Raw genomic sequence first — 19,806 nt, forward strand, 5'->3', positions numbered from 1 at the left:
AACCAGCAAACCAAAACAAAATATTGGCACTGACATTCATCGACACACTGTTGAGTTCTCAAAGAACACGCACACACCACCACCACCCACACGAAGCAGGAGGATCCGGGGCAACCGTTCCAGCCTAACCACACCGCAACACCCGAGTCAAACACCAGGCACCACGCGGATCAGGAAGTTGGACTGTACGCTCAGCCTACACGACGTGCAGACGAACCTTTTCTGTCCGATCGGCCATGCGACTCCGTCCCACCTCGTTCGCCCAGCCCCATAAGGCCTTCGGTCGGTGTCCGTGTCGCTCTGACTCGAAGAAAGTTACGCCTGCGGACCGCTCCATGCAAATCGGCAGGTGTTCCGCGGTCCACGCGGCGTCGGCCCAGGTCAACGCGTATGTCGGGGCCCGCGCCCGCTCACCCTGGAGCGACAGCCCGACTATGACGCCGCTCACATCGGTGGGGATGCCGCGCCGATCTCGTCCAGATCGGGCGCCGGGACGGGTTCGCCGACCTGCGTCGTCAACGGGAGGACGCCGGCCCACACTCCCCCGGCGGCGATGTCCCCCTCGTCGTCGTTCGGTCCGCCCGACCGTGCCTTCACCGACGCCTCGTACAGCGGCAGTGCCACCACGCGAGTCGCGGCCAGCTCCTTGCGAGTGTTGGCCCTGACCACATCGGTCCGGCCGGGGACCAGCTTGTTCACGATGAGATCGAGTGCGACGGCGCGCTCGCCCTCGTCGTCCACGACACGGGGTGTCCCCCGCACCACGGCACTCCGGTAGTTCATCGAGTGATGGAACGCGGAGCGCGCCAGCACCAGCCCGTCCAGCACCGTGATGCTCACGCAGACGTCACCGGGAGCGCCCAGGGTCGTCGCGGCCACCGAGCCGTGGAGGTACAACGTCCCTTCGACATCGGGACCGTCCAGGTCGTAGGCGAACGCAGTCGGGACGACGAGGGGACTTCCCTGCACCACCACTCCGAGGTGACAGAGCTGTGCGGCGTCGAGCACGTCCGTCAGAGCAGCGCGATCCGCCTGGGCGCGAGCTCGGTTGCGTCGCAACGTCGTTCGGGGTGTCGGAGACAGAGCTGTCGCCGTCGGCGAGGTGTCGGGCCGCCGGCCATGCGCATCGTGCATCGTCATGCGAATCAGTGTGCGGATCACAGTGGTCCGCCGTCACGGTCCACTTCGATACTGTTCGGCTGGACCACTTCCACCAGCGGGAAGGCATCGACGTCATGGCCTCACACGCGTTACCACTCTCCGTGGACCGATCCTCGACGCGTCCACTCCCGTTGCAGATCGCCGACGCACTACGCACCGCCATCGTCGACGGACTTCTGGTCGCCGGCGATCGTCTCCCGTCGACCCGATCGCTGGCCGCAGAGCTGTCGGTCTCCCGCGGCGTCGCCGATCAGGCCTTCGACCAGCTCGCCGCAGAGGGGTGGATCGAGGGCCGCGCCGGATCCGGCACGTTCGTCTCCCCCGACCTGCGGTCCGTCACACCGACTACCGCCGCCGTGTCCGACGCGCGTCCACGCGCAGAGGCGGACAGCGCTCCCCCCACGCTCGCGCTTCGACCGGGCATCCCCTGGACACCGCCCTCGGCGACCGCGGCATGGCGGCGGGCGTGGCGCATCGCCGGCACGGAGCCCGCTCCCCACGGTTACCCCGATCCGGCGGGGCCCGTCCGTCTTCGCCGCAGCGTGTGTTCGCTGCTCGGCCGTGCGCGCGGAATGAGCGTCGATCCCGATCGCGTGGTCGTGACGACGGGTGCCACCCATGGGCTGACTCTGGCACTCGCGGCGATGCGCGCGGACCGTCCGGAACCGAGACCTGTTCTGGCGATGGAGGATCCGGGATATCGGACTGCGGCGTCGGCGGCGATCGCGATGGGCTGGGACCTGTACGACGTCCCCGTGGATGCCGGCGGCATGAGGGTCGACACGCTCGCGTCCACGCCCGAGACCACACGCGCCGTGTACGTGACACCGTCTCACCAGTACCCCACCGGCGGAACCCTCGACGTGGGACGTCGTGCCGCTCTCATCGCCCATGCGCAGAGCACCGACACCGTCGTCGTGGAGGACGACTACGACTCCGAGTACCGCTACGACGTCGCGCCGCTCCCCGCCTTGGCGCACCTTGATCCGGATCGCGTCGTCTACCTCGGCACCATCGCCAAGACCCTGGGCGCAGGCGTGCGACTCGGGTGGATGGTGCTGCCGTCGTACCTCGTCCGGCCGGTGCTCGACCACCGCCTGGCCACGGGCGACTTCCCGTCGACACCCCTGTGCTCGGCGATGACGTCACTGCTCGACGACGGCGAGTGGGATCGCACGGTGCGAGCGGCGCGGCGGCGCTACCGCGATCGCGATGCGGCAGTACGGGATTCGCTGTCGCCGTTCGGTGAACTCCGTGGCCTGGGCGCGGGTATGCACACGACACTCGTCCTGTCGCCGAGACGAGCGGAGGCGGTCGCCCGCGGCGCAGCACACCGCGGAATCGAGGTACCGACCGTGGCGCTGTCCACTCGATCGCACACCGACGTGGGCGGGTTGGTCATCGGCTACGGCCGACTGACCGACACGGAGCTCCGAACGGCACTCACCGTTCTGGTCGACGAACTCCGACGCCACCGCGACTGACGTGCAGCGGCGCGAACGTCACTGCACGCGTTCGATGTCTCCACCGAGATCCTGCAGCTGCTCGACGAACCGCGGGTAACCGCGGTCGATGTGATAGACGTCGTGCACCTCGGTGGTGCCGTCGGCCACGAGGCCGGCGAGCACGAGACCGGCGCCCGCGCGGATGTCCGAGGACCAGACCGGTGCACTCGACAGCCGCGACACCCCGCGGACCACCGCGTGGTGGCCGTCCGTTCGCGCGTCGGCACCGAGCCGGATCATCTCCTCGACGAAGCGGAACCGGGCCTCGAAGACGTTCTCGGTGATCATCGACGTGCCGTTGGCCACCGAGGCGAGGCCGATCGCCATGGGCTGCAGGTCCGTCGGGAACCCGGGGAACGGGAGCGTGGCGAAGTTGACGGCCACCGGTCGTTCCTCCTGCACGACGCGGAATCCGTCCGGGCGGAGGGTGACGGCGCTGCCGGCCGCCTTCAGCTTGTTGAGCACGAGGGTGAGGTGTTTGGGATTGACCCCCGACACCGTGACGTCGCCACAGGTCATCGCCGCGGCGATGCCCCACGTCGCGGCCACGATGCGATCACCGATGACGCGGTGTTCCGTGGGCTTCAGGCTGGGGACACCGATGATGGTCAGTGTCGGAGTTCCGGCACCCTCGACGCGAGCACCCATCTTGTTCAGCATCGCGCACAGATCGGCGATGTCCGGCTCGCGGGCAGCGTTGTCGATCACGGTCTCGCCGTCGGCCAGCACCGCCGCCATCAGGATGTTCTCGGTCGCGCCCACGGACGGGAAGGCCAGCCGGATCGTCGCGCCGTGCAGCTTCTCCGCTGTCGCGACCACACACCCGTGCTCGATCTCGCTGTGCGCGCCGAGCAGGCGGAGACCCGACTGGTGCATGTCGAGCGGACGCGAGCCGATGGCGTCGCCGCCGGGCAGTGCCACCACGGCCTTGCGACACCGCGCGACCAGCGGTCCCAGGACGCACACCGACGCACGGAACTGGCGTACCGCCGCGAAGTCGGCGTGATACTTCGGCTCGGCCGGTGTGGTGATGCGCACGGCATCCCCCTCGAGTTCGACGTCGCACCCCAGCCCACGGAGAACGTCGGCCATGAGGGGGACATCGAGAATGTCGGGGCAGTTGGTGAGGGTGGTCGTGCCCTCGGCGAGCAGCGCCGCGGCCATCAACTTCAGCACGCTGTTCTTCGCCCCACCGACCGACACGTCGCCGGAGAGACGACTACCGCCGGTGACCAGGAAACGTTCACTCACGACGTCAACAGTAGAGGCATCGGTCGTCGATCAGAGCATCGGCCGACTGCCAGTAAGGTTGATCCATGGCGGTTCACCTGACCTCGATCTACACCCGTACCGGCGACGACGGGACGACGGGTCTCAGCGACTTCTCCCGCGTCTCGAAGAACGACCCGAGGGTCGTGGCCTACGCGGAGTGCGACGAACTGAACGCTGCTCTCGGACTGGTGTTGGCGGTCGGATCACCGCCCGAGGGCGTGGCGACGGTGTTGCGCCGGATCCAGAACGATCTGTTCGATGCCGGAGCCGACCTGTCGACTCCTATCCAGGAGAACCCGAAGTACCCACCGCTGCGCGTCACGCCGGAGTACGTCACGCGGCTCGAGACGTGGTGCGACGAGTTCAACGACACTCTCGCGCCGCTGACCTCCTTCGTCCTTCCGGGCGGGACGGCTGCTTCCGCGTTTCTGCACCAGGCGCGCACCGTCGCGCGACGGGCGGAGCGGGCAGCGTGGGCCGCTGTCGAGGCACATCCCGAGACGACGGGGCCGCTGCCGGCGACCTATCTCAACCGACTGTCGGATCTGCTGTTCATCCTCGGGCGGGTCACCAACCCGGACGGCGACGTCCTGTGGAAGCCGGGCGGCGAGCGTTAGCGCGACTGACCACGGGCCCGAGCGAGCGAGGTGTCAGGCCGGGCCGCTGCCCGGCATGTTGCGCTGCGACCGGTCGGACGGCCTCGACTCGAGCCACGACGTGAATGCAGTGAACGGGCCACGCTCCATGGCGATCTCGTAGCGGCGGTCCCCCGCGTCGAGTTCGACGATCGCGGTCTCGTCACTCATGATGTCGAACTCGGAGCTCTGCGGACTGCGCCGCTCGCCCTGGATCAGAGTCTGGCGGATCATGCGGCGGTCCGGACCCGGACGCAGACTCGACAGCTTGTAGAACACGAGCACGTTCTCGCCGTAGCGGACGATGCCGTGACGCCACCCACTTCCCGCCGCGGCGGGAAGACTGCGCAGGATCACGGCAGTGCCCCCGCGGCGGAGAAGCACCAACCGATACAGAAAAGCCGCGGCGAGCCCTCCGAACAGCACGACCAGAACGACAAGCACTGTCATCCAGGACGTCATCTCTTCGGAACCCGCCGCGGCTTCTTCTCGTGTACCTAGGCCCGCTCGACCGCGCGGACACGCCCGCGTGCGATCGCGAGCGCCTCCTCGTCGTCGGAACCCTCGGACAGCACGGACCGCGCAGCCTCGACGTCGATGTCCTCCGCGAACTCGGCGGACTCGGCGAGGATGGTGACGGTCCGGCCGGTGACCGACAGGAAACCACCGTGCACGGCGGCGACGCGCCGTTCACCGTCGCCCGTCGTGATGGCCACGGTGCCGCCCTCGATCAACTGACCGAGCACCGGCTCGTGTCCGGCCATGATGCCGATCTCGCCCTCGGTGGTCTGAGCGCTGACCAGCGTGGCCGTTCCCGACCACAGGCGTTCCTCGACTGCGACCAGTTCGACGTCCATCTCAGCCATCTCGGACTACTTTCCGGAGATCTTCTTGGCTGCGGCCTCGACGTCGTCGAGTCCACCGCAGCTGTTGAAGGCCTGCTCGGGAAGGTGGTCGTACTCGCCCTTGGTGACCTTGTCGAACGCCTCGATGGTGTCGGCCAGCGACACGACCGAACCCTCTTCACCGGTGAACTTCTCGGCGACGATGAAGTTCTGGCCGAGGAACTTCTCCAGACGACGGGCACGGGAGACCGTGACCTTGTCCTCCTCGGACAGCTCGTCCATACCGAGGATGGCGATGATGTCCTGCAGCTCCTTGTACTTCTGCAGGATGCGCTTGACCTCGTTGGCGACGCGGAAGTGCTCGTCTCCGACGATCGACGCCTCCAGGATGCGCGAGGTGGACGTCAGCGGATCGACAGCGGGGTAGATGCCCTTCTGCGAGATCGGACGCGACAGCTCGGTGGTGGCATCGAGGTGGGCGAAGGTCGTCGCCGGTGCGGGGTCGGTGTAGTCGTCGGCGGGCACGTAGATCGCCTGCAGAGACGTGATGGAACGACCACGCGTCGAGGTGATGCGCTCCTGGAGCTCACCCATCTCGTCGGCGAGGGTGGGCTGGTAGCCCACGGCGGACGGCATGCGGCCGAGGAGAGTGGAGACCTCGGAGCCTGCCTGCGTGAACCGGAAGATGTTGTCGATGAAGAGCAACACGTCCTGGTTCTGCACGTCGCGGAAGTACTCGGCCATGGTGAGAGCCGAGAGGGCGACGCGCATACGCGTGCCCGGCGGCTCGTCCATCTGACCGAACACCAGGGCGGTGTCCTGCAGAACGCCCATCTCCTCCATCTCGAGGTGGAGGTCGGTGCCCTCACGCGTGCGCTCACCGACGCCGGCGAACACCGACGTGCCGGAGAACTCACGTGCGATACGGGTGATCATCTCCTGGATGAGCACGGTCTTGCCGACGCCTGCGCCGCCGAACAGACCGATCTTTCCGCCCTTGACGTACGGGGTCAGGAGGTCGATGACCTTGATGCCGGTCTCGAGGATCTCGGTCTTGCCCTCGAGCTGATCGAAGGCCGGGGGCTTGCGGTGGATGCCCCACTGCTCGCCGTCACGGCCGAGTCCGGGGCTGTCCAGGCAGTCGCCGAGGGCGTTGAACACGTGGCCCTTGACGACGTCACCGACGGGAACCGAGATCGGCTTGCCGGAGTCGACGACGGGGGTGCCGCGGACGAGGCCGTCGGTGGGCTGCATCGACACGGTGCGCACGAGGTTGTCGCCGAGGTGCTGTGCGACCTCGAGCGTCAGCGTCTTGGCGACGGCCTTCAGCTCGATCTCTGCGTTCAGCGCGTTGAACAGCGCGGGGATGGATCCACGGGGGAACTCGATGTCGACGACGGGACCGATGACGCGCACGACGCGCCCGTTCTCGGACGACTTGGCGCCGGAACCCGTGCTATCGGTTACTGCTGCGGTCATGTTCAGTCTCTTCCTGAGCTCGCGGCAAGCGCGTCGACGCCGCCGACGATCTCGCTGATTTCCTGGGTGATCTGAGCCTGGCGTGCCTGGTTGGCCTGGCGTGACAGGGCATTGACCAGATCGTTGGCATTGTCCGTGGCGGCCTTCATCGCGGTGCGACGAGCGGCCGACTCGGATGCCGCCGCGTCGAGCAGTGCGGCGTAGATGCGGGTGCTCACGTACTTCGGGAGCAGCGCGGACAACAGCGTGTCCGCCTCCGGCTCGAAGTCGTACTGCGCGGTGACCTCCTTCGACGACGGCGAGTCGCTGAGCATGTCTGCACCCAGCTCGATCTCCTCGTCGTCGTAGTCGATCTCCAGAGGAGCCATGCGGCGCACCGTCGGCTTGAGCGACAGCATCGACACGAAGGTGGTGTAGACGATGTGGAGTTCGTCCACACCCTCGACCGTGCCCTCGCCGTTCGGTGCCTCGATCTCCTCGCCGGACCCCGCCATGAACAGCTGGACGAGGTGCTTGGCGGCCTTCGCGGCATCGGTGTACGCCGGCTGCTGCGAGAAGCCCGTCCACGCGCCCTTGACGTCGCGATCACGGAACGTGTAGTACGTCAGGCCCTTTCGGCCCAGAACGTAGATGACCGGCTCCTTGCCCTCGGACTTGAGGAGCTGCTGGAGCTCCTCGGCCTCACGAAGGATGTTGGAGTTGTAGCCACCACACTGACCCGAGTCGCTGGTCACGACGAGCACGGCGGCCCGCTTGGGCTCCGCACGCTCGGTGAGCAGCGGATGGTCCAGCGAACCCGAGGCACTGGCCAACGCCGAGAGCACCTTGGTGATCTCGGTGGCGTACGGCTTCGACGCCTCGACGCGGGCCTGCGCCTTGGTGATGCGCGAGGTCGCGATCAGTTCCTGCGCCTTGGTGATCTTCTTGATCGAGTTGGTCGACCTGATCCGGGAGCGCAGCTCACGAATGCTGGGCATCTGTCACCTCACTCCCTGTTCGACGTGCCGCGGGTCCGCTCATCACTTGCTGACAGTCTTGCGAGTGACGGTGACCTTCTCCTGGTCGACGTCGCCCTTGTCGAGCGCGTCGGCCTCTGCCTCGTTGACGATCCGCTCGCCCGAGGACGTCAGGAAGCCCTGCTTGAACTCGTCGGTCGCCTTCGTGATCGCGTCGGCGGCCTCGTCCTTGAGAACCTTGCCGCCGGCGATCGCCTCGTAGGCGCTCGACGCGTTGCGGTGCAGATCCTCGAGGAGCTCGCGGTTGAAGCGACGAACGTCCTCGACCGGGACCGTGTCGTAGTAGCCGGCGTCGACGAGGTAGATCGAGACGATCTGGTCCTCGACGGACACCGGGGTGTACTGGTCCTGCTTGAGCAGCTCGACCCAGCGGGCACCGCGCTCGAGCTGCGCCTTGGACGCGGCGTCGAGGTCGGACGCGAAGGCGGAGAACGCCTCCAGCTCGCGGAACTGAGCCATCTCCAGACGGAGCGAACCGGCAACCTTCTTCAGACCCTTGGTCTGCGCCGCGCCACCGACTCGGGACACCGAGGTACCGACGTTGATGGCGGGACGGACACCCTTGTTGAAGAGGTCCGACTCGAGGAAGACCTGGCCGTCGGTGATGGAGATGACGTTGGTCGGGATGAAGGCCGAGATGTCGTTGGCCTTGGTCTCGATCAGCGGCAGACCCGTCATCGAACCGCCACCGAGCTCGTCGGACAGCTTCGCGCACCGCTCGAGCAGACGGGAGTGCAGGTAGAAGACGTCACCGGGGTACGCCTCGCGGCCCGGCGGGCGACGCAGCAGCAGCGAGATGGTGCGGTATGCCTCGGCCTGCTTGGTCAGGTCGTCGAACACGATGAGGACGTGCTTGCCCTGGTACATCCAGTGCTGGCCGAGGGCCGAACCGGTGTACGGGGCGAGCCACTTGAAGCCGGCCGAGTCGGACGCGGGAGCGGCGACGATGGTCGTGTACTCCATGGCGCCGTGCTCGTCCAGAGCGGACTTGACGCCCGCGATGGTCGAACCCTTCTGGCCGATGGCGACGTAGATGCAGCGCACCTGCTTGTCGGCGTCGCCGGTCTCCCAGTTGGCCTTCTGGTTGATGATGGCGTCGACGCAGACGGCGGTCTTGCCCGTCTTGCGGTCGCCGATGATCAGCTGACGCTGGCCGCGGCCGATGGCCGTCAGGGCGTCGATGGCGGTGATGCCGGTCGCGAGGGGCTCCTCGACGGGCTGGCGCTCGAGCACCGATGCCGCCTGGAGCTCCAGGACACGCTGTTCGTTCGACTCGATGTCACCGAGACCGTCGATGGGCTTGCCCAGCGGGTCGATGACGCGTCCGAGGAAGTTGTCGCCGACGGGGACCGAGAGGACCTCGCCGGTGCGCTTGACTTCCTGGCCTTCCTCGATGTGCTCGTAGTCACCGAGGATGACGGCACCGATCTCACGGTCGTCGAGGTTCAGTGCCACGCCGAGGATGCCGCCGGGGAACTCCAGCAGCTCGTTCGACATCGCGGACGGGAGGCCCGTCACGTGAGCGATTCCATCGCTCGTGTCGGACACCAGACCGACCTCTTCACGAGAGGACTCCGGTGCGTAGTTCGCTGTGTAGCTCTCGATCGCGCTACGGATCTCGTCGGAGGAGATCGTCAACTCCGCCATGTTTTCCTGCTCTCACTGTCTGGTGTTTCGTGGCCGGACCGGCTGTGCGGTCGACGTCCGAAACGCGGGGTGGGGCTTGTTACCGAACTGGGCTTGCTACAGAACTCGGGTGCTGCGATGCGTACCGCTCACCGGAGCGACTTCCTCAGGGAGGCGAGACGACCCGCACCACTGCCGTCGATGACCTCGTCGCCGACACGGACGACCAGTCCGCTCAGCAGTTCCCGGTCCACCTCCACGTGGACGGTCACGGACTTGCCGTAGATACCTTCCAGCCTGGACGTGAGCCGAGAGATCTGATCGTCGCTCAGCTCGGTGCTGCTGCGGACGTGAGCGACCTCCTTGTCACGACGAGTGGCCGCGAGTGCGGACAGTTCGCCGAACACGGATGCCGGTGCAGCACCCTTCAGTCGACCGACGGCCTGGATCGCCAGGGCCTCGGTGATCGCGGTGACCTTGCCGTAGAGCAACGTCGACAGGAGCGATCCCGACGCCTCGGCGGGCTTGCTTCGATCGGACAGCGCCTGCTCGAGGGCAGGATCGCCGGCGATGATGCGGCCGAGACGGAACAGCTCGTCCTCCACGGTGCCCAACTGATCCTGGTCCTGCGCCGCGCGCAGAAGTGCCTCACGGCCCAGGAGTACGAGCGAGTCGGTGAGGTCACGGGCCGACGACCAGTTCTGAGCGACGGCGGCCTGCAGTGCGGCGGTGGCCGCTGCACCGATCTTGCCGTCGAACAGGCGGCCCGCGAGCGCGCGTCGCGCGTCCGGAGCAGCCGACGCGTCCGCGAGTGCGGCGCGCAGTGGACGCTGTCCGTCGAGCACCGACACGACCCCGAAGAGGTCGGATCCGGCGCCGGCGGCAGCCGACGTCGCATCCGACGCCGCATCGAGCTCGGCCGTCAGGACGGTGCGGGCCTCGGCGAGGGCTTCACGACTCGCTGCGTACATGGTGCTCACTTCCCGCTAGCGGAATCTGCGCCGACAGAATCGAGTTCGTCGAGGAAACGATCGATCGTGCCGGCACGCTTGACGTCGTCGGACAGCTGCTCGCCGATGACCTTCTCGGCCAGCTCGACAGCCGTACGGCCGAGATCGGCACGCAGTTCGGTGACGATCTGCTGACGCTGAGCCGCGAGCTGCTGGTGACCGGAGGCCACGATGCGGTCGCTCTCCGCCTGTGCACTGGTCTTCATCTCCGCGAGGATCTGCTGACCCTGGGTGCGTGCGTCTTCACGGATCTTGGCGGCTTCCTGGCGTGCGTCGGCCAACTGGGCGCGGTACTGCTCGAGCGCCTCCTTGGCTTCGGCCTGTGCCTCTTCGGCGCGCTTGATCCCGCCTTCGATCTTCTCGGACCGCTCGGAGAGCACCGTCTGGAATCGCGGGAGCACGAACTTCCAGAAGAAGAACCCGATGACGGCGATGCAGACCGCAGACCAGACGATGTCGTAGGTCGCGGGGAGGAGAGGATTGATGTCCTCTTCCCCCTCCGCTGCTGCGAGGACTGCGAATGTCGACATGGCGATCAGAAAATGAAGCCGGCGACGAGGCCGATCAGCGCGAGGGCCTCGGTGAATGCGATACCGAGGAACATGTTGGTGCGGATCTGGCCGGCGAGCTCGGGCTGACGCGCGATGCCCTCGATGGCCTTACCGACCACGATGCCCACGCCGATGCCGGGGCCGATGGCCGCGAGGCCGTAGCCGATGGCTCCGTAGCCTGCGCCGGTGACTTCCTGTGCTTCCTGCGCGAGGTAGGTGAGGCTCATTGTGATGTGTTCCCTTTCTGTTGCCCACGACCGGTCGGCAGCGGGTCAGGTCTGTCTGGTGGCTGGAGAGTCGGTGGGTGGGTCAGTGCGAGTCGGCGTGCAGGGCGAGGTCGATGTAGACCGCCGTCAGCAGCGCGAACACGTAGGCCTGCAGGAAGATGACCAGCAGCTCGAACAGCGTGAAGCCGAATCCCGCGACGAGCGAGAACAGGCCGAACACCTTCATGCCGGTCGCCGCCTCGAAGAAGAAGAACTGCGTCGCGCTGAAGAACAGCACCAGCATGATGTGGCCGGCGAGCATGTTGGCCATGAGTCGCACGGTCAGCGTGAAGGGCCGCAGGATGAACGTCGAGATGAACTCGATGGGGATCAGCAGCAGGTGCAGCGCGATCGGCACGTTCGGAACGACGATGCTGCTCTTCACGTACTTGAAGAACCCGTACTTCTTGATACCGACGTAGTTGAAGACGACGTACGCGAGGGCTGCCAACACGATCGGCATGCCCACTCGGGCATTCGACGAGATGTTGATGAAGGGGATGACACCCGAGAAGTTGAGGAACAGCACCGCGAAGAAGATGGTCGCGATGACGGGCAGGAAGCGCTTGCCCTGCTCCTTGCCGAGAACCTCGTCTGCGATCTGATCCTTGACGAAGCCCAGTGCGAGCTCACCGACGTTCTGGATACCGCGGGGCACGATCTTCGGGCTGCGCATCGCGAGGCTGAAGAACGCGAGAAGAACGACCGTCATGATGATGCGGACCAGCATCAGCCGGTCGAGCTCGAACGGGGTGCCCTCGAACAGGATGGCCGGTGGGAAAAAGTCGGACAGTGACGGCGGATGGAACTCCGCGGCCAAGTTGGTGACGCTCAGCGGTCTCTCCCGTGTTCGGCCGCAGGCGAAGGACACCCGCGGTTCGATCGGACATATGGCATTCGGGCACGATCGAGCTAGGACGATCTACAAGTCGACTCGGGTCGGCTCGAGTAGTCGTCAGCCGCGTCGGACCGTGCTCACGGTCCCGCGTCTGTCGGGTGTCGGCGACTTCGTCGACTCGGTGACGCGACGCCTCGAAACGGACGCTTCGTCGCGGTACACACTCTCACATGGCGTGGACTACGAGAAACAGCTTCGGTGACGTCGATCACCTGCAAAGACGGTTCCGGGCGGCGCGATGTGTCCGTTACGCCCGGTAAGCCCTCGCTCGAAAGGAACTTTATCAACACAACACGCTGAGTTGTGTCGGGGGTCGCTCCGCGGACGACACTACTACAAAATGTCGTACTACTGAACGTCCGAGTCGGGGTCGCCCGCGGGGGAATCGACGTACGGAACACGCTGCCGGAAGATGCCGTACATCTCGGCACCCAGGACGATGACCAGGGATGCGAGCACCACGATGCCCAGTGTCGGGCGGTTGTAGAAGTCCATCCCCCGCAGCAGTCCCAGCACGATCACCGCGATCAGCATCTTCACGATCCACCCGCCCAGCAGGACGGCCCCGACCGCGGTCGGCGGCAACTTGGCCGAGAACAGGACGGATGCGGCGGTGGCGAGGATGAACAGACCACCGACCGCGGACCCGAGCAGCGCGCCCCACAGACCCTCGAGGCCGGCGACGAGCACCGCGATGATCGCAGCGACCACGGCGAGGCCGAGCAGGGCGATGACGCCGTACCGGACGGCGGCGCGGAGCGGTGCGGTGGAGGACGGGATCGGTGCGGGCGAGAAGGTCACGACACGCAGGTTACCGGCGGCCCGGATCCCGGAACGACGGCACCGCGGTGACCACCAGGGCGAAGACGAGTCCGCCGGCGAGCAGCAGCACCACGAGGCGGCGATCGAACAGGGACGCGCCGACCGCCCCGAACGCGAGCACACCGACCCACAAGTAGATGAGCAGCACCACGCGGCGATGCGAGTGACCGATCTGGAGCAGACGGTGATGCAGGTGCATCTTGTCCGGGCTGAAGGGGCTGCGGCCTGCACGCGTGCGACGCACGATCGCGAGCAGCAGGTCGAGGATCGGGATGAACATGATCGCGCCCACCAGCAGCAACGGGGTCAGCAGACCCAGGAGGTCCCGCGTGCCGTAGGCACTGAGCCCGATACGTCCGGACGCACTGGTCGCGACGGTGGCGAGCATGAGGCCGATGACCATGGAACCCGAGTCGCCCATGAAGATGCGCGCCGGCTGGAAGTTGTGCGGCAGGAACCCCAGGCACGCACCGGCGAGGGCCGCGGCGATCATCGCGGGCGGGTAGGCGCTGACGTCACCGCCCTGCTCGTGCAGCAGTCCGACGGAGAACAGACAGATGGCCACCGCGGCGATCAGGCCGACGCCCGCGGCGAGGCCGTCGAGACCGTCGATGAAGTTCATCGCGTTGATCATGACCACGGCGATGAGCACGGTGACGAGACCCGCCTGCAGCTGGTCCAGGATCAGCGTCGACCCCTCGCCCCACGGCAGATACAGCAGGTACCAGCTGACGCCCATCAGCACCAGGACACCGGCCGCGGTGACCTGACCGGCGAACTTGGTCAGCGCGTCCAGGCCCCACCGGTCGTCGACCACACCCACGGCCATGATGATGAACCCGGAGACCAGGGCCGCCTGAACGTCCGTGGTGAACTCGAACCCTCGGGTGAGGGCCGGCAGCTTCTGCGCGAAGAGCAGCGCGACGAGCAGCCCCAGGTAGATACCGATACCCCCGAGCCGGGGCGTCGGGGTGACGTGGACGTCGCGCTCACGCGGTACGGCCACCGCGCCGAAACGCAGAGCGCCGAGCCGGACGGCTCCGGTGACCAGGAACGTCACCACCGCTGCCGTGAGCATGACGAGAAGAAGCTCGCGGATGGGGACACCGGCGCCCCCGTCCGACTGGGCCAGGAGCGCACTCGCGTGCGTGGGCACGGCCGTCACCACGGTGACTCCCGCGGCGGAGCCGAGTGCGGCATTCGTCAGGCGCTTCCGGCGACGAGCGACTCGGCGGTCACGCCGAGGACCTCGGCGATCTCGCTCGTCGAGACCGCGCCGACGCGGAGAATGCGCGGGGTGTCCCCCGTCAGGTCGACGATCGTCGACGCGAGCGCGTGCTCGGCCGGACCGCCGTCGAGATACACGGCCGCGGACCCGCCGAGCTGTACGCGGGCGTCCTCCGCCGTGACGGCGGGCGGGCGGCCGGAGATGTTCGCACTCGAGACGGCCAGGGGGCCCACCTCGCGCAGCAGTTCGAGAGCCACCGGATGCAGCGGCATGCGGAGCATGACGGTGCCGCGGGCGTCGCCGAGGTCCCACGCGAGCGACGGCGCCTGGTGCACGACGAGACTCAGGGCTCCGGGCCAGAACGCGCGGATGAGATCGCGCGCCGCCTGCCGCACTCCCAGCACGAGGCCGTCGATCGTGTGCCAGGACCCGACGAGCACCGGCACCGGCATGTCGCGGCCGCGCCCCTTCGCGCGGAGCAGATCCGTGACGGCGCTGCTGTCGAAGGCGTCCGCGGCCAGCCCGTACACGGTGTCGGTGGGCATCACGACCAGTCGGCCGGACGACAGCGCACGCTTGGCGGCATCGAGACCTGCCGCGCGAGAGGCGGAATCGGAGCAGTCGTAGACGGTGGACACCCGGCCCATCTTGCCACTGCGTGCACGGCACGCCTGCGCAGCGGTGGCGCGATCTCGCGTCCTAGGTGATCCGGCGCTGCCGACGAGCGACGACGAAGCGTGGGCGGTCCGCGAGATCCCGATGCTGGGACACGTCTCCGAACACCGCTCGCCCCTCCAGGAGGGCGACCACCCGGTCTCCGTGCGAGTCGTCGTGCTCGATGCCCACTCCCCCGTCGATCCGCAACCACCGCGCGATGTTCGCGATCATCGGTTCGATGACGGACAGCCCGTCCGGGCCACCGAACAGCGCGACGTGCGGATCGTGGTCGATCACCTCGGGATCGAGCCGCGCACTCGTCGGCACGTAGGGCGGGTTCGCCACGACCAGGTCGACGGTGCCGTCGAGCTCCGTGAGCACCGTCCTCTCGGTCACGTCACCGTGATGCAGATGCACGGGAGTGTCGCCGTCCGACGCCCGCAGGTCGGCGTTGCGCCGCGCCCACGCCAACGCGTGCGGATCCTTCTCCACCGCGTGCACCACGGCGTCCGGGCGAGCGTGGGCGATCGCGAGGGCGAGTGCGCCGCTTCCGGTGCACAGGTCGAGGACGACGGGCGGATGCCGCCCGGCGGACTCGAGGAACGCGAGTGCCCAGGCGAGCAACAGTTCCGTCTCCGGGCGGGGGACGAACACCCCGGGGCCCACCTCGACGTCGATCTCCCCCAGTGACGACGTTCCGATGATGTGCTGCAACGGAATTCGCTTCGCACGCTGCGCGACGGTCGCACGGTAGGCCTCGGCGACCTCGGGCTCCACCAACGGGGTCAGGCCGAGCCGCCCGCGGGGAACCGACAGCAGATGCGCGGCGAGCAACTCGGCGTCGACCCGCGGGCTGGGGACGCCGGCCTCGGTCAGGACGCGGGTTGCCTCGACGATGGCCAGACGTAGCGGGACGCGACTCACCGACACAGCTTCGCACTGCCGGTCGGCCCGGCGATCACGCGGAGGTCATTCCGCCTGGAGCCGCGCCTGTCGGTCGGCCGCGGCGAGCGCGTCGAGGAGCGCGTCCATGTCACCGTCGAGAACGGCGTCCAGGTTGTGCGACTTGAAGCCGATGCGGTGGTCGGTGATGCGGTTCTCAGGGAAGTTGTACGTGCGGATGCGCTCGGACCGATCGACGGTGCGCACCTGGCTCGCACGCCCGGCAGCCGCCTCCTTGTCGGCCGCTTCCTCGGCCGCCGCCTGCAGCCGCGAGGCGAGCACCTGCATCGCCCTCGCCTTGTTCTGCAGCTGGGAGCGTTCGTTCTGACAGGTGACGACGATGCCCGTGGGCAGATGCGTGATGCGCACCGCGGAGTCCGTGGTGTTGACGCCCTGGCCACCCTTGCCGGACGAGCGGTAGACGTCGATGCGCAGATCGGTCTCGTCGATCTGGACGGCTTCGACCTCGTCCTGCTCCGGGTAGATCAGGACGCCGGCCGCCGACGTGTGCACTCGTCCCTGCGATTCGGTGACGGGAACACGCTGCACCCGATGCACGCCGCCCTCGAACTTGAACCGCGACCACACACCGTCGGCTGTGTCGGTGCGCGCCTTGATGGACAGCGTCGCGTCCTTGTACCCACCCAGATCGGAGACGTTCGCATCGAGGATCTCGACCCGCCAGCCGTGGCGCTCGGCGTACCGGACGTACATCCGAGCGAGATCGGACGCGAACAGGGCGGACTCCTCGCCGCCCTCACCCGACTTGACCTCCAGCACGACGTCGTCGGCGTCGTGAGGATCACGGGGCGCGAGCAGGTCGGTGAGGGTGGTGTCGAGCTCGGCCACGGTCGCCTCGAGCGCCGGGATCTCCGCGGCGAAGCCGGCGTCGTCGGCAGCGAGCTCGCGGGCCGCCTCGAGATCGTCGCGGGCGGCACTGAGCTTGGAGTACACACTCATGATCGGGGCCAGCTGCGCGAACCGCTTCCCGGCGCGGCGAGCCGCCGCCGGATCGTCGTGCAGCGAGGGATCGGACAGGTCGCGCTCGAGTCCGGCGTGCTCGGCGAGGATGTCGTCGATCGCGGACGGTGTCGCGGAGGCGGCCACGGTGTTCTCCCTGTCGAACCGAAGAATGTCAACGAACAATGGTGCAGAAACGACCGACGCCCGCCCCGAGACGAATCTCGGAACGGGCGTCGGCGGAAGAGCTAGCTGTCGGCGTCGGCCTTCTTGCCTGCGCGCTTGCCGTAGCGAGCCTCGAAGCGAGCCACGCGGCCGCCGGTGTCGAGGATCTTCTGCTTGCCCGTGTAGAACGGGTGGCACTGCGAGCAGACCTCGACGTTGATGCGCTCCGCCGAGTTGGTGCTGCGGGTCTCGAAAGTATGTCCGCAACCACACACGACTGTCGTCGCTGTGTAATCGGGGTGGATTCCTGCCTTCATGGTGTCCCTTTCATGGTCGCCGGGTCGCCTCGACTGTCGAGAGCGTGAACCGGAACCGGACTCGGCCGATCAGTATGCCAGAGCAGCTGTCCGCGCTGGTAATCGTCTCAACATCGGTGCCGAGACGTTTGTTCCGTCGATCCTCGGGGGTCAGTCCTCCGGCGAACCGGGCGCCGTCTTGGAGACCGACATGAGGAACTCGATGTTGTTCTTGCTCTTCTTCAGTCGGTCGATCAGCAGATCGATCGCCTGGTGCGAGTCGAGCCCGGAGAGCACCCGACGCAGCTTGTGCAGCACGGCCGCCTCGTCGGGACTGAGCAGGAGCTCGTCCTTGCGGGTGCCCGACGGATTGACGTCCACCGCCGGGAACACGCGCCGCTCGGCGATCTTGCGATCGAGCTTGAGCTCGGCGTTGCCCGTGCCCTTGAACTCCTCGAAGATCACCGTGTCACCTGTCGAGCCGGTCTCCACCATCGCCGTGGCGATGATGGTGAGCGATCCACCGTTCTCGATGTTGCGCGCGGCACCGAGGAAGCGCTTGGGCGGGTAGAGCGCCGTGGAGTCGACACCACCGGACAGGATGCGACCCGAGGCCGGCGAGCTGTTGTTGTACGCACGGCCCAGACGCGTGATCGAGTCGAGCAGCACCACCACGTCGCGGCCGTCCTCGACCAGACGCTTGGCGCGCTCGATCGCCAGCTCGGCGACCGAGGTGTGGTCGCCCGGCGGGCGATCGAAGGTGGAGGCGATGACCTCACCCTTCACGCTGCGCTGCATGTCGGTCACTTCTTCGGGACGCTCGTCCACGAGCACGACCATCAGGTAGCACTCGGGGTTGTTCGTCGCGATAGCGTTCGCGATCGCCTGCAACACGCTGGTCTTACCCGCCTTGGGCGGGCTCACGATGAGCGCACGCTGCCCCTTGCCGATCGGCATGACCAGATCGATCACGCGCGTCGTCAGGATGTTCTGCGTGGTCTCGAGGCGCAGCCGCTGATTCGGGTACAGCGGCGTGAGCTTGTTGAACTCCGGCCGCTTGCGGTTGCCGTCCGGCGGCGCACCGTTGACCGTGTCGAGACGGACCAGCGGGTTGAACTTCTGCCGGGAGTTGTTCTGCTCCCCCTCGCGGGCCACTCGCACGGCACCGGTCAGTGCGTCACCGCGTCGGAGGCCGTTGCGGCGCACCATGTTCATGGAGACGTACACGTCGTTCGGTCCCGCGAGGTATCCCGAGGTCCGGACGAACGCGTAGTTGTCGAGCACGTCGAGAATGCCGGCGACGGGCTGCACGACGTCGTCGTCGCGCAGTTCGGGCTCGCGCTCACGATCACGCTGGTTGCCGCCGCCCTCGGGAGCACCGTCACGATCGCGCCCACGGCGACGCTCGCGGAAACGACGTCCCCGCCTGCCGCGGCCCTCGCCGTCCTCGTCGTCGCGGGGACCGTTGTCACGAGGCCCGTTGTTGCGGTCACCCTGGTTGCGGTCGCCCTGGTTGCGATCGTTCCGGTCGCCCTGATTGCGATCGTTCCGGTCGCCCTGGTTGCGATCGTTCCGGTCGCCCTGATTGCGATCGTTCCGGTCGCCCTGATTGCGGTCGTTCCGGTCGCCCTGATTGCGATCGCCCTGGTTGCGATCGTTGCGGTCGCCCTGGTTGCGGTCGCCCTGGTTGCGGCCCTGGCGCTCGCGGCGCGGCCGGTCCCCGTTCTGACGATCACCCTCGCCCTGGTCGCGGTCGTCGCCACCGTCGGTGCGGGTGGTCTCGGCCGGAGCCGTCGTGGTGGACGCTGCCGCGTCGGTGGACTGGTGCGCGCGGCCGTCCTGCGTCGGCGCAGCGTCGTTCTGCGACTCGGCGGCGGTGTCGGTCGACTCCGCGGCGCCGGCACGGCGGGTCGCTCCGCGACGGTTCCGCGTGCGACGCGGGCCGTCGGGGTTCGCGCCGTCGGACGCTGCACCGTCGGAACCCGAGGTGTCGGCGCTGGGAGTACCGGCGTCGGAGCTGGAGGCGCCGGCGCTCGCACCGTCGGCTCCGGATTCCCGGGGGGCCACGGCGTCGGACACACCGGCGGACGGTGCGTCCGACGTGGCGGCGGGCGCGGACCGGCTCACGCGGGGTGCGCGCGACGGTGCCTCGGTGGCAGCCGCGGACGCGGGCACCTGCTTGGCCTCGATCGCGGACACGAGGTCGCCCTTACGCATCCCGGAGACACCCTTGATGCCGAGTTCGGACGCGAGTCCGCGCAGCTCGGTGAGCACCATCCCGGAGAGTCCGGCACCGCGGCGCGACGTGCGCGGGCGCGTGTCGGACTGGGTCGCCGGAGCAGCGATAGATTCCGTATCGGTCACGGAGGTCCTTTCCTTCCCTCGCGCGCCTGGTGCGCAGATCGAGGGTTCGTTCCGCCGTTCGACTCTCGTGTCGAACTCGGATGCCGCGTACGTTCGCGTCGTGCAGAA

At 67.5% G+C, this 19,806-nt stretch carries 20 protein-coding genes; 2 read left to right on the top strand and 18 right to left on the bottom strand.

The window, feature by feature from the left end; translation table 11 throughout:
• Positions 1 to 444: 444 nt before the first annotated feature.
• Entirely contained in the window at positions 445 to 1,140 is a 696-nt protein-coding gene (locus HQ314_RS20590) for a pyridoxamine 5'-phosphate oxidase family protein (protein WP_261781942.1), read from the bottom strand.
• Between the two features lie 95 nt (positions 1,141 to 1,235).
• On the opposite strand from HQ314_RS20590, the gene HQ314_RS20595 reads away from it, so the two are divergent.
• On the top strand, positions 1,236 to 2,645 hold the full coding sequence (locus tag HQ314_RS20595; RefSeq protein ID WP_222651153.1) for a PLP-dependent aminotransferase family protein: 1,410 nt from the start codon (positions 1,236 to 1,238) through the stop codon (positions 2,643 to 2,645).
• Between the two features lie 18 nt (positions 2,646 to 2,663).
• Here the strand turns inward: HQ314_RS20595 and murA are convergent, their stop codons facing one another.
• Positions 2,664 to 3,917: a UDP-N-acetylglucosamine 1-carboxyvinyltransferase gene (murA, locus tag HQ314_RS20600; protein WP_222651155.1), complete on the bottom strand. Its 1,254-nt coding sequence runs from the start codon at positions 3,915 to 3,917 to the stop codon at positions 2,664 to 2,666.
• Between the two features lie 65 nt (positions 3,918 to 3,982).
• Here murA and HQ314_RS20605 point away from each other — a divergent pair, with 65 nt between their 5' ends.
• Complete coding sequence (locus tag HQ314_RS20605; protein WP_222651157.1) at positions 3,983 to 4,555, top strand: cob(I)yrinic acid a,c-diamide adenosyltransferase; 573 nt, start codon at positions 3,983 to 3,985, stop codon at positions 4,553 to 4,555.
• A 33-nt stretch (positions 4,556 to 4,588) separates the two neighbouring features.
• Here the strand turns inward: HQ314_RS20605 and HQ314_RS20610 are convergent, their stop codons facing one another.
• From HQ314_RS20610 to rho, 16 genes are all read right to left on the bottom strand, one after another.
• Positions 4,589 to 5,023, bottom strand: coding sequence for a DUF2550 domain-containing protein (locus tag HQ314_RS20610; RefSeq protein WP_261781943.1), 435 nt, complete (start codon positions 5,021 to 5,023; stop codon positions 4,589 to 4,591).
• Positions 5,024 to 5,070: 47 nt separating this feature from the next.
• Positions 5,071 to 5,439 carry a F0F1 ATP synthase subunit epsilon gene (locus tag HQ314_RS20615; RefSeq protein WP_027507214.1) on the bottom strand — a complete coding sequence of 123 codons (369 nt, stop codon included), beginning with the start codon at positions 5,437 to 5,439 and terminating at the stop codon, positions 5,071 to 5,073.
• Positions 5,440 to 5,445: 6 nt separating this feature from the next.
• Positions 5,446 to 6,897, bottom strand: a complete 1,452-nt coding sequence (atpD, locus tag HQ314_RS20620; protein ID WP_027507215.1) for a F0F1 ATP synthase subunit beta — start codon at positions 6,895 to 6,897, stop codon at positions 5,446 to 5,448.
• 2 nt (positions 6,898 to 6,899) lie between these two features.
• Entirely contained in the window at positions 6,900 to 7,874 is a 975-nt protein-coding gene (locus HQ314_RS20625; RefSeq protein WP_027507216.1) for a F0F1 ATP synthase subunit gamma, read from the bottom strand.
• A 42-nt stretch (positions 7,875 to 7,916) separates the two neighbouring features.
• On the bottom strand, positions 7,917 to 9,560 hold the full coding sequence (gene atpA, locus HQ314_RS20630) for a F0F1 ATP synthase subunit alpha (protein ID WP_027507217.1): 1,644 nt from the start codon (positions 9,558 to 9,560) through the stop codon (positions 7,917 to 7,919).
• A 128-nt stretch (positions 9,561 to 9,688) separates the two neighbouring features.
• The gene (locus HQ314_RS20635) at positions 9,689 to 10,519 is read right to left on the bottom strand and encodes a F0F1 ATP synthase subunit delta (protein ID WP_200933823.1); all 831 of its coding nucleotides are present in this window, start codon (positions 10,517 to 10,519) and stop codon (positions 9,689 to 9,691) included.
• Positions 10,516 to 11,079, bottom strand: a complete 564-nt coding sequence (locus tag HQ314_RS20640) for a F0F1 ATP synthase subunit B (protein ID WP_027507219.1) — start codon at positions 11,077 to 11,079, stop codon at positions 10,516 to 10,518. The genes HQ314_RS20635 and HQ314_RS20640 overlap by 4 nt, the downstream gene beginning before the upstream one ends.
• A 5-nt stretch (positions 11,080 to 11,084) precedes the next feature.
• Entirely contained in the window at positions 11,085 to 11,327 is a 243-nt protein-coding gene (locus tag HQ314_RS20645) for an ATP synthase F0 subunit C (RefSeq protein ID WP_027507220.1), read from the bottom strand.
• A gap of 82 nt (positions 11,328 to 11,409) precedes the next feature.
• Complete coding sequence (gene atpB, locus HQ314_RS20650; protein WP_037187440.1) at positions 11,410 to 12,135, bottom strand: F0F1 ATP synthase subunit A; 726 nt, start codon at positions 12,133 to 12,135, stop codon at positions 11,410 to 11,412.
• Between the two features lie 477 nt (positions 12,136 to 12,612).
• Entirely contained in the window at positions 12,613 to 13,074 is a 462-nt protein-coding gene (locus tag HQ314_RS20655; RefSeq protein WP_197027871.1) for a hypothetical protein, read from the bottom strand.
• Position 13,075: 1 nt separating this feature from the next.
• Positions 13,076 to 14,164 carry a glycosyltransferase family 4 protein gene (locus tag HQ314_RS20660; protein ID WP_081821490.1) on the bottom strand — a complete coding sequence of 363 codons (1,089 nt, stop codon included), beginning with the start codon at positions 14,162 to 14,164 and terminating at the stop codon, positions 13,076 to 13,078.
• Positions 14,165 to 14,289: 125 nt separating this feature from the next.
• Complete coding sequence (locus tag HQ314_RS20665) at positions 14,290 to 14,952, bottom strand: L-threonylcarbamoyladenylate synthase (protein ID WP_027507224.1); 663 nt, start codon at positions 14,950 to 14,952, stop codon at positions 14,290 to 14,292.
• A gap of 61 nt (positions 14,953 to 15,013) precedes the next feature.
• A complete protein-coding gene (gene prmC / locus HQ314_RS20670; RefSeq protein ID WP_056448594.1) occupies positions 15,014 to 15,895 on the bottom strand; it encodes a peptide chain release factor N(5)-glutamine methyltransferase in 882 nt (293 codons plus the stop codon).
• 45 nt (positions 15,896 to 15,940) lie between these two features.
• Entirely contained in the window at positions 15,941 to 17,020 is a 1,080-nt protein-coding gene (gene prfA / locus HQ314_RS20675; RefSeq protein WP_056448490.1) for a peptide chain release factor 1, read from the bottom strand.
• Between the two features lie 101 nt (positions 17,021 to 17,121).
• The gene (rpmE, locus tag HQ314_RS20680) at positions 17,122 to 17,355 is read right to left on the bottom strand and encodes a 50S ribosomal protein L31 (protein WP_027507227.1); all 234 of its coding nucleotides are present in this window, start codon (positions 17,353 to 17,355) and stop codon (positions 17,122 to 17,124) included.
• 150 nt (positions 17,356 to 17,505) lie between these two features.
• On the bottom strand, positions 17,506 to 19,698 hold the full coding sequence (gene rho, locus HQ314_RS20685) for a transcription termination factor Rho (protein WP_308119518.1): 2,193 nt from the start codon (positions 19,696 to 19,698) through the stop codon (positions 17,506 to 17,508).
• Positions 19,699 to 19,806 lie beyond the last annotated feature (108 nt).

It is taken from the genome of Rhodococcus sp. BP-332 (assembly GCF_019836065.1).
In the GTDB taxonomy this organism is placed as follows: domain Bacteria; phylum Actinomycetota; class Actinomycetes; order Mycobacteriales; family Mycobacteriaceae; genus Rhodococcoides.

Bases quoted from the DNA above. Each gene is read 5' to 3' on its own strand.
- HQ314_RS20590 (WP_261781942.1), bottom strand. From the start codon at position 1,140: ATGACGATGCACGATGCGCATGGCCGGCGGCCCGACACCTCGCCGACG.
- HQ314_RS20595 (WP_222651153.1), top strand. From the start codon at position 1,236: ATGGCCTCACACGCGTTACCACTCTCCGTGGACCGATCCTCGACGCGT.
- HQ314_RS20605 (WP_222651157.1), top strand. From the start codon at position 3,983: ATGGCGGTTCACCTGACCTCGATCTACACCCGTACCGGCGACGACGGG.
- HQ314_RS20610 (WP_261781943.1), bottom strand. From the start codon at position 5,023: ATGACAGTGCTTGTCGTTCTGGTCGTGCTGTTCGGAGGGCTCGCCGCG.
- HQ314_RS20615 (WP_027507214.1), bottom strand. From the start codon at position 5,439: ATGGCTGAGATGGACGTCGAACTGGTCGCAGTCGAGGAACGCCTGTGG.
- atpD (WP_027507215.1), bottom strand. From the start codon at position 6,897: ATGACCGCAGCAGTAACCGATAGCACGGGTTCCGGCGCCAAGTCGTCC.
- HQ314_RS20625 (WP_027507216.1), bottom strand. From the start codon at position 7,874: ATGCCCAGCATTCGTGAGCTGCGCTCCCGGATCAGGTCGACCAACTCG.
- atpA (WP_027507217.1), bottom strand. From the start codon at position 9,560: ATGGCGGAGTTGACGATCTCCTCCGACGAGATCCGTAGCGCGATCGAG.
- HQ314_RS20640 (WP_027507219.1), bottom strand. From the start codon at position 11,079: ATGTCGACATTCGCAGTCCTCGCAGCAGCGGAGGGGGAAGAGGACATC.
- HQ314_RS20645 (WP_027507220.1), bottom strand. From the start codon at position 11,327: ATGAGCCTCACCTACCTCGCGCAGGAAGCACAGGAAGTCACCGGCGCA.
- HQ314_RS20660 (WP_081821490.1), bottom strand. From the start codon at position 14,164: ATGCTCACGGCAGCGGTGGTGACGTTCCTGGTCACCGGAGCCGTCCGG.
- rpmE (WP_027507227.1), bottom strand. From the start codon at position 17,355: ATGAAGGCAGGAATCCACCCCGATTACACAGCGACGACAGTCGTGTGT.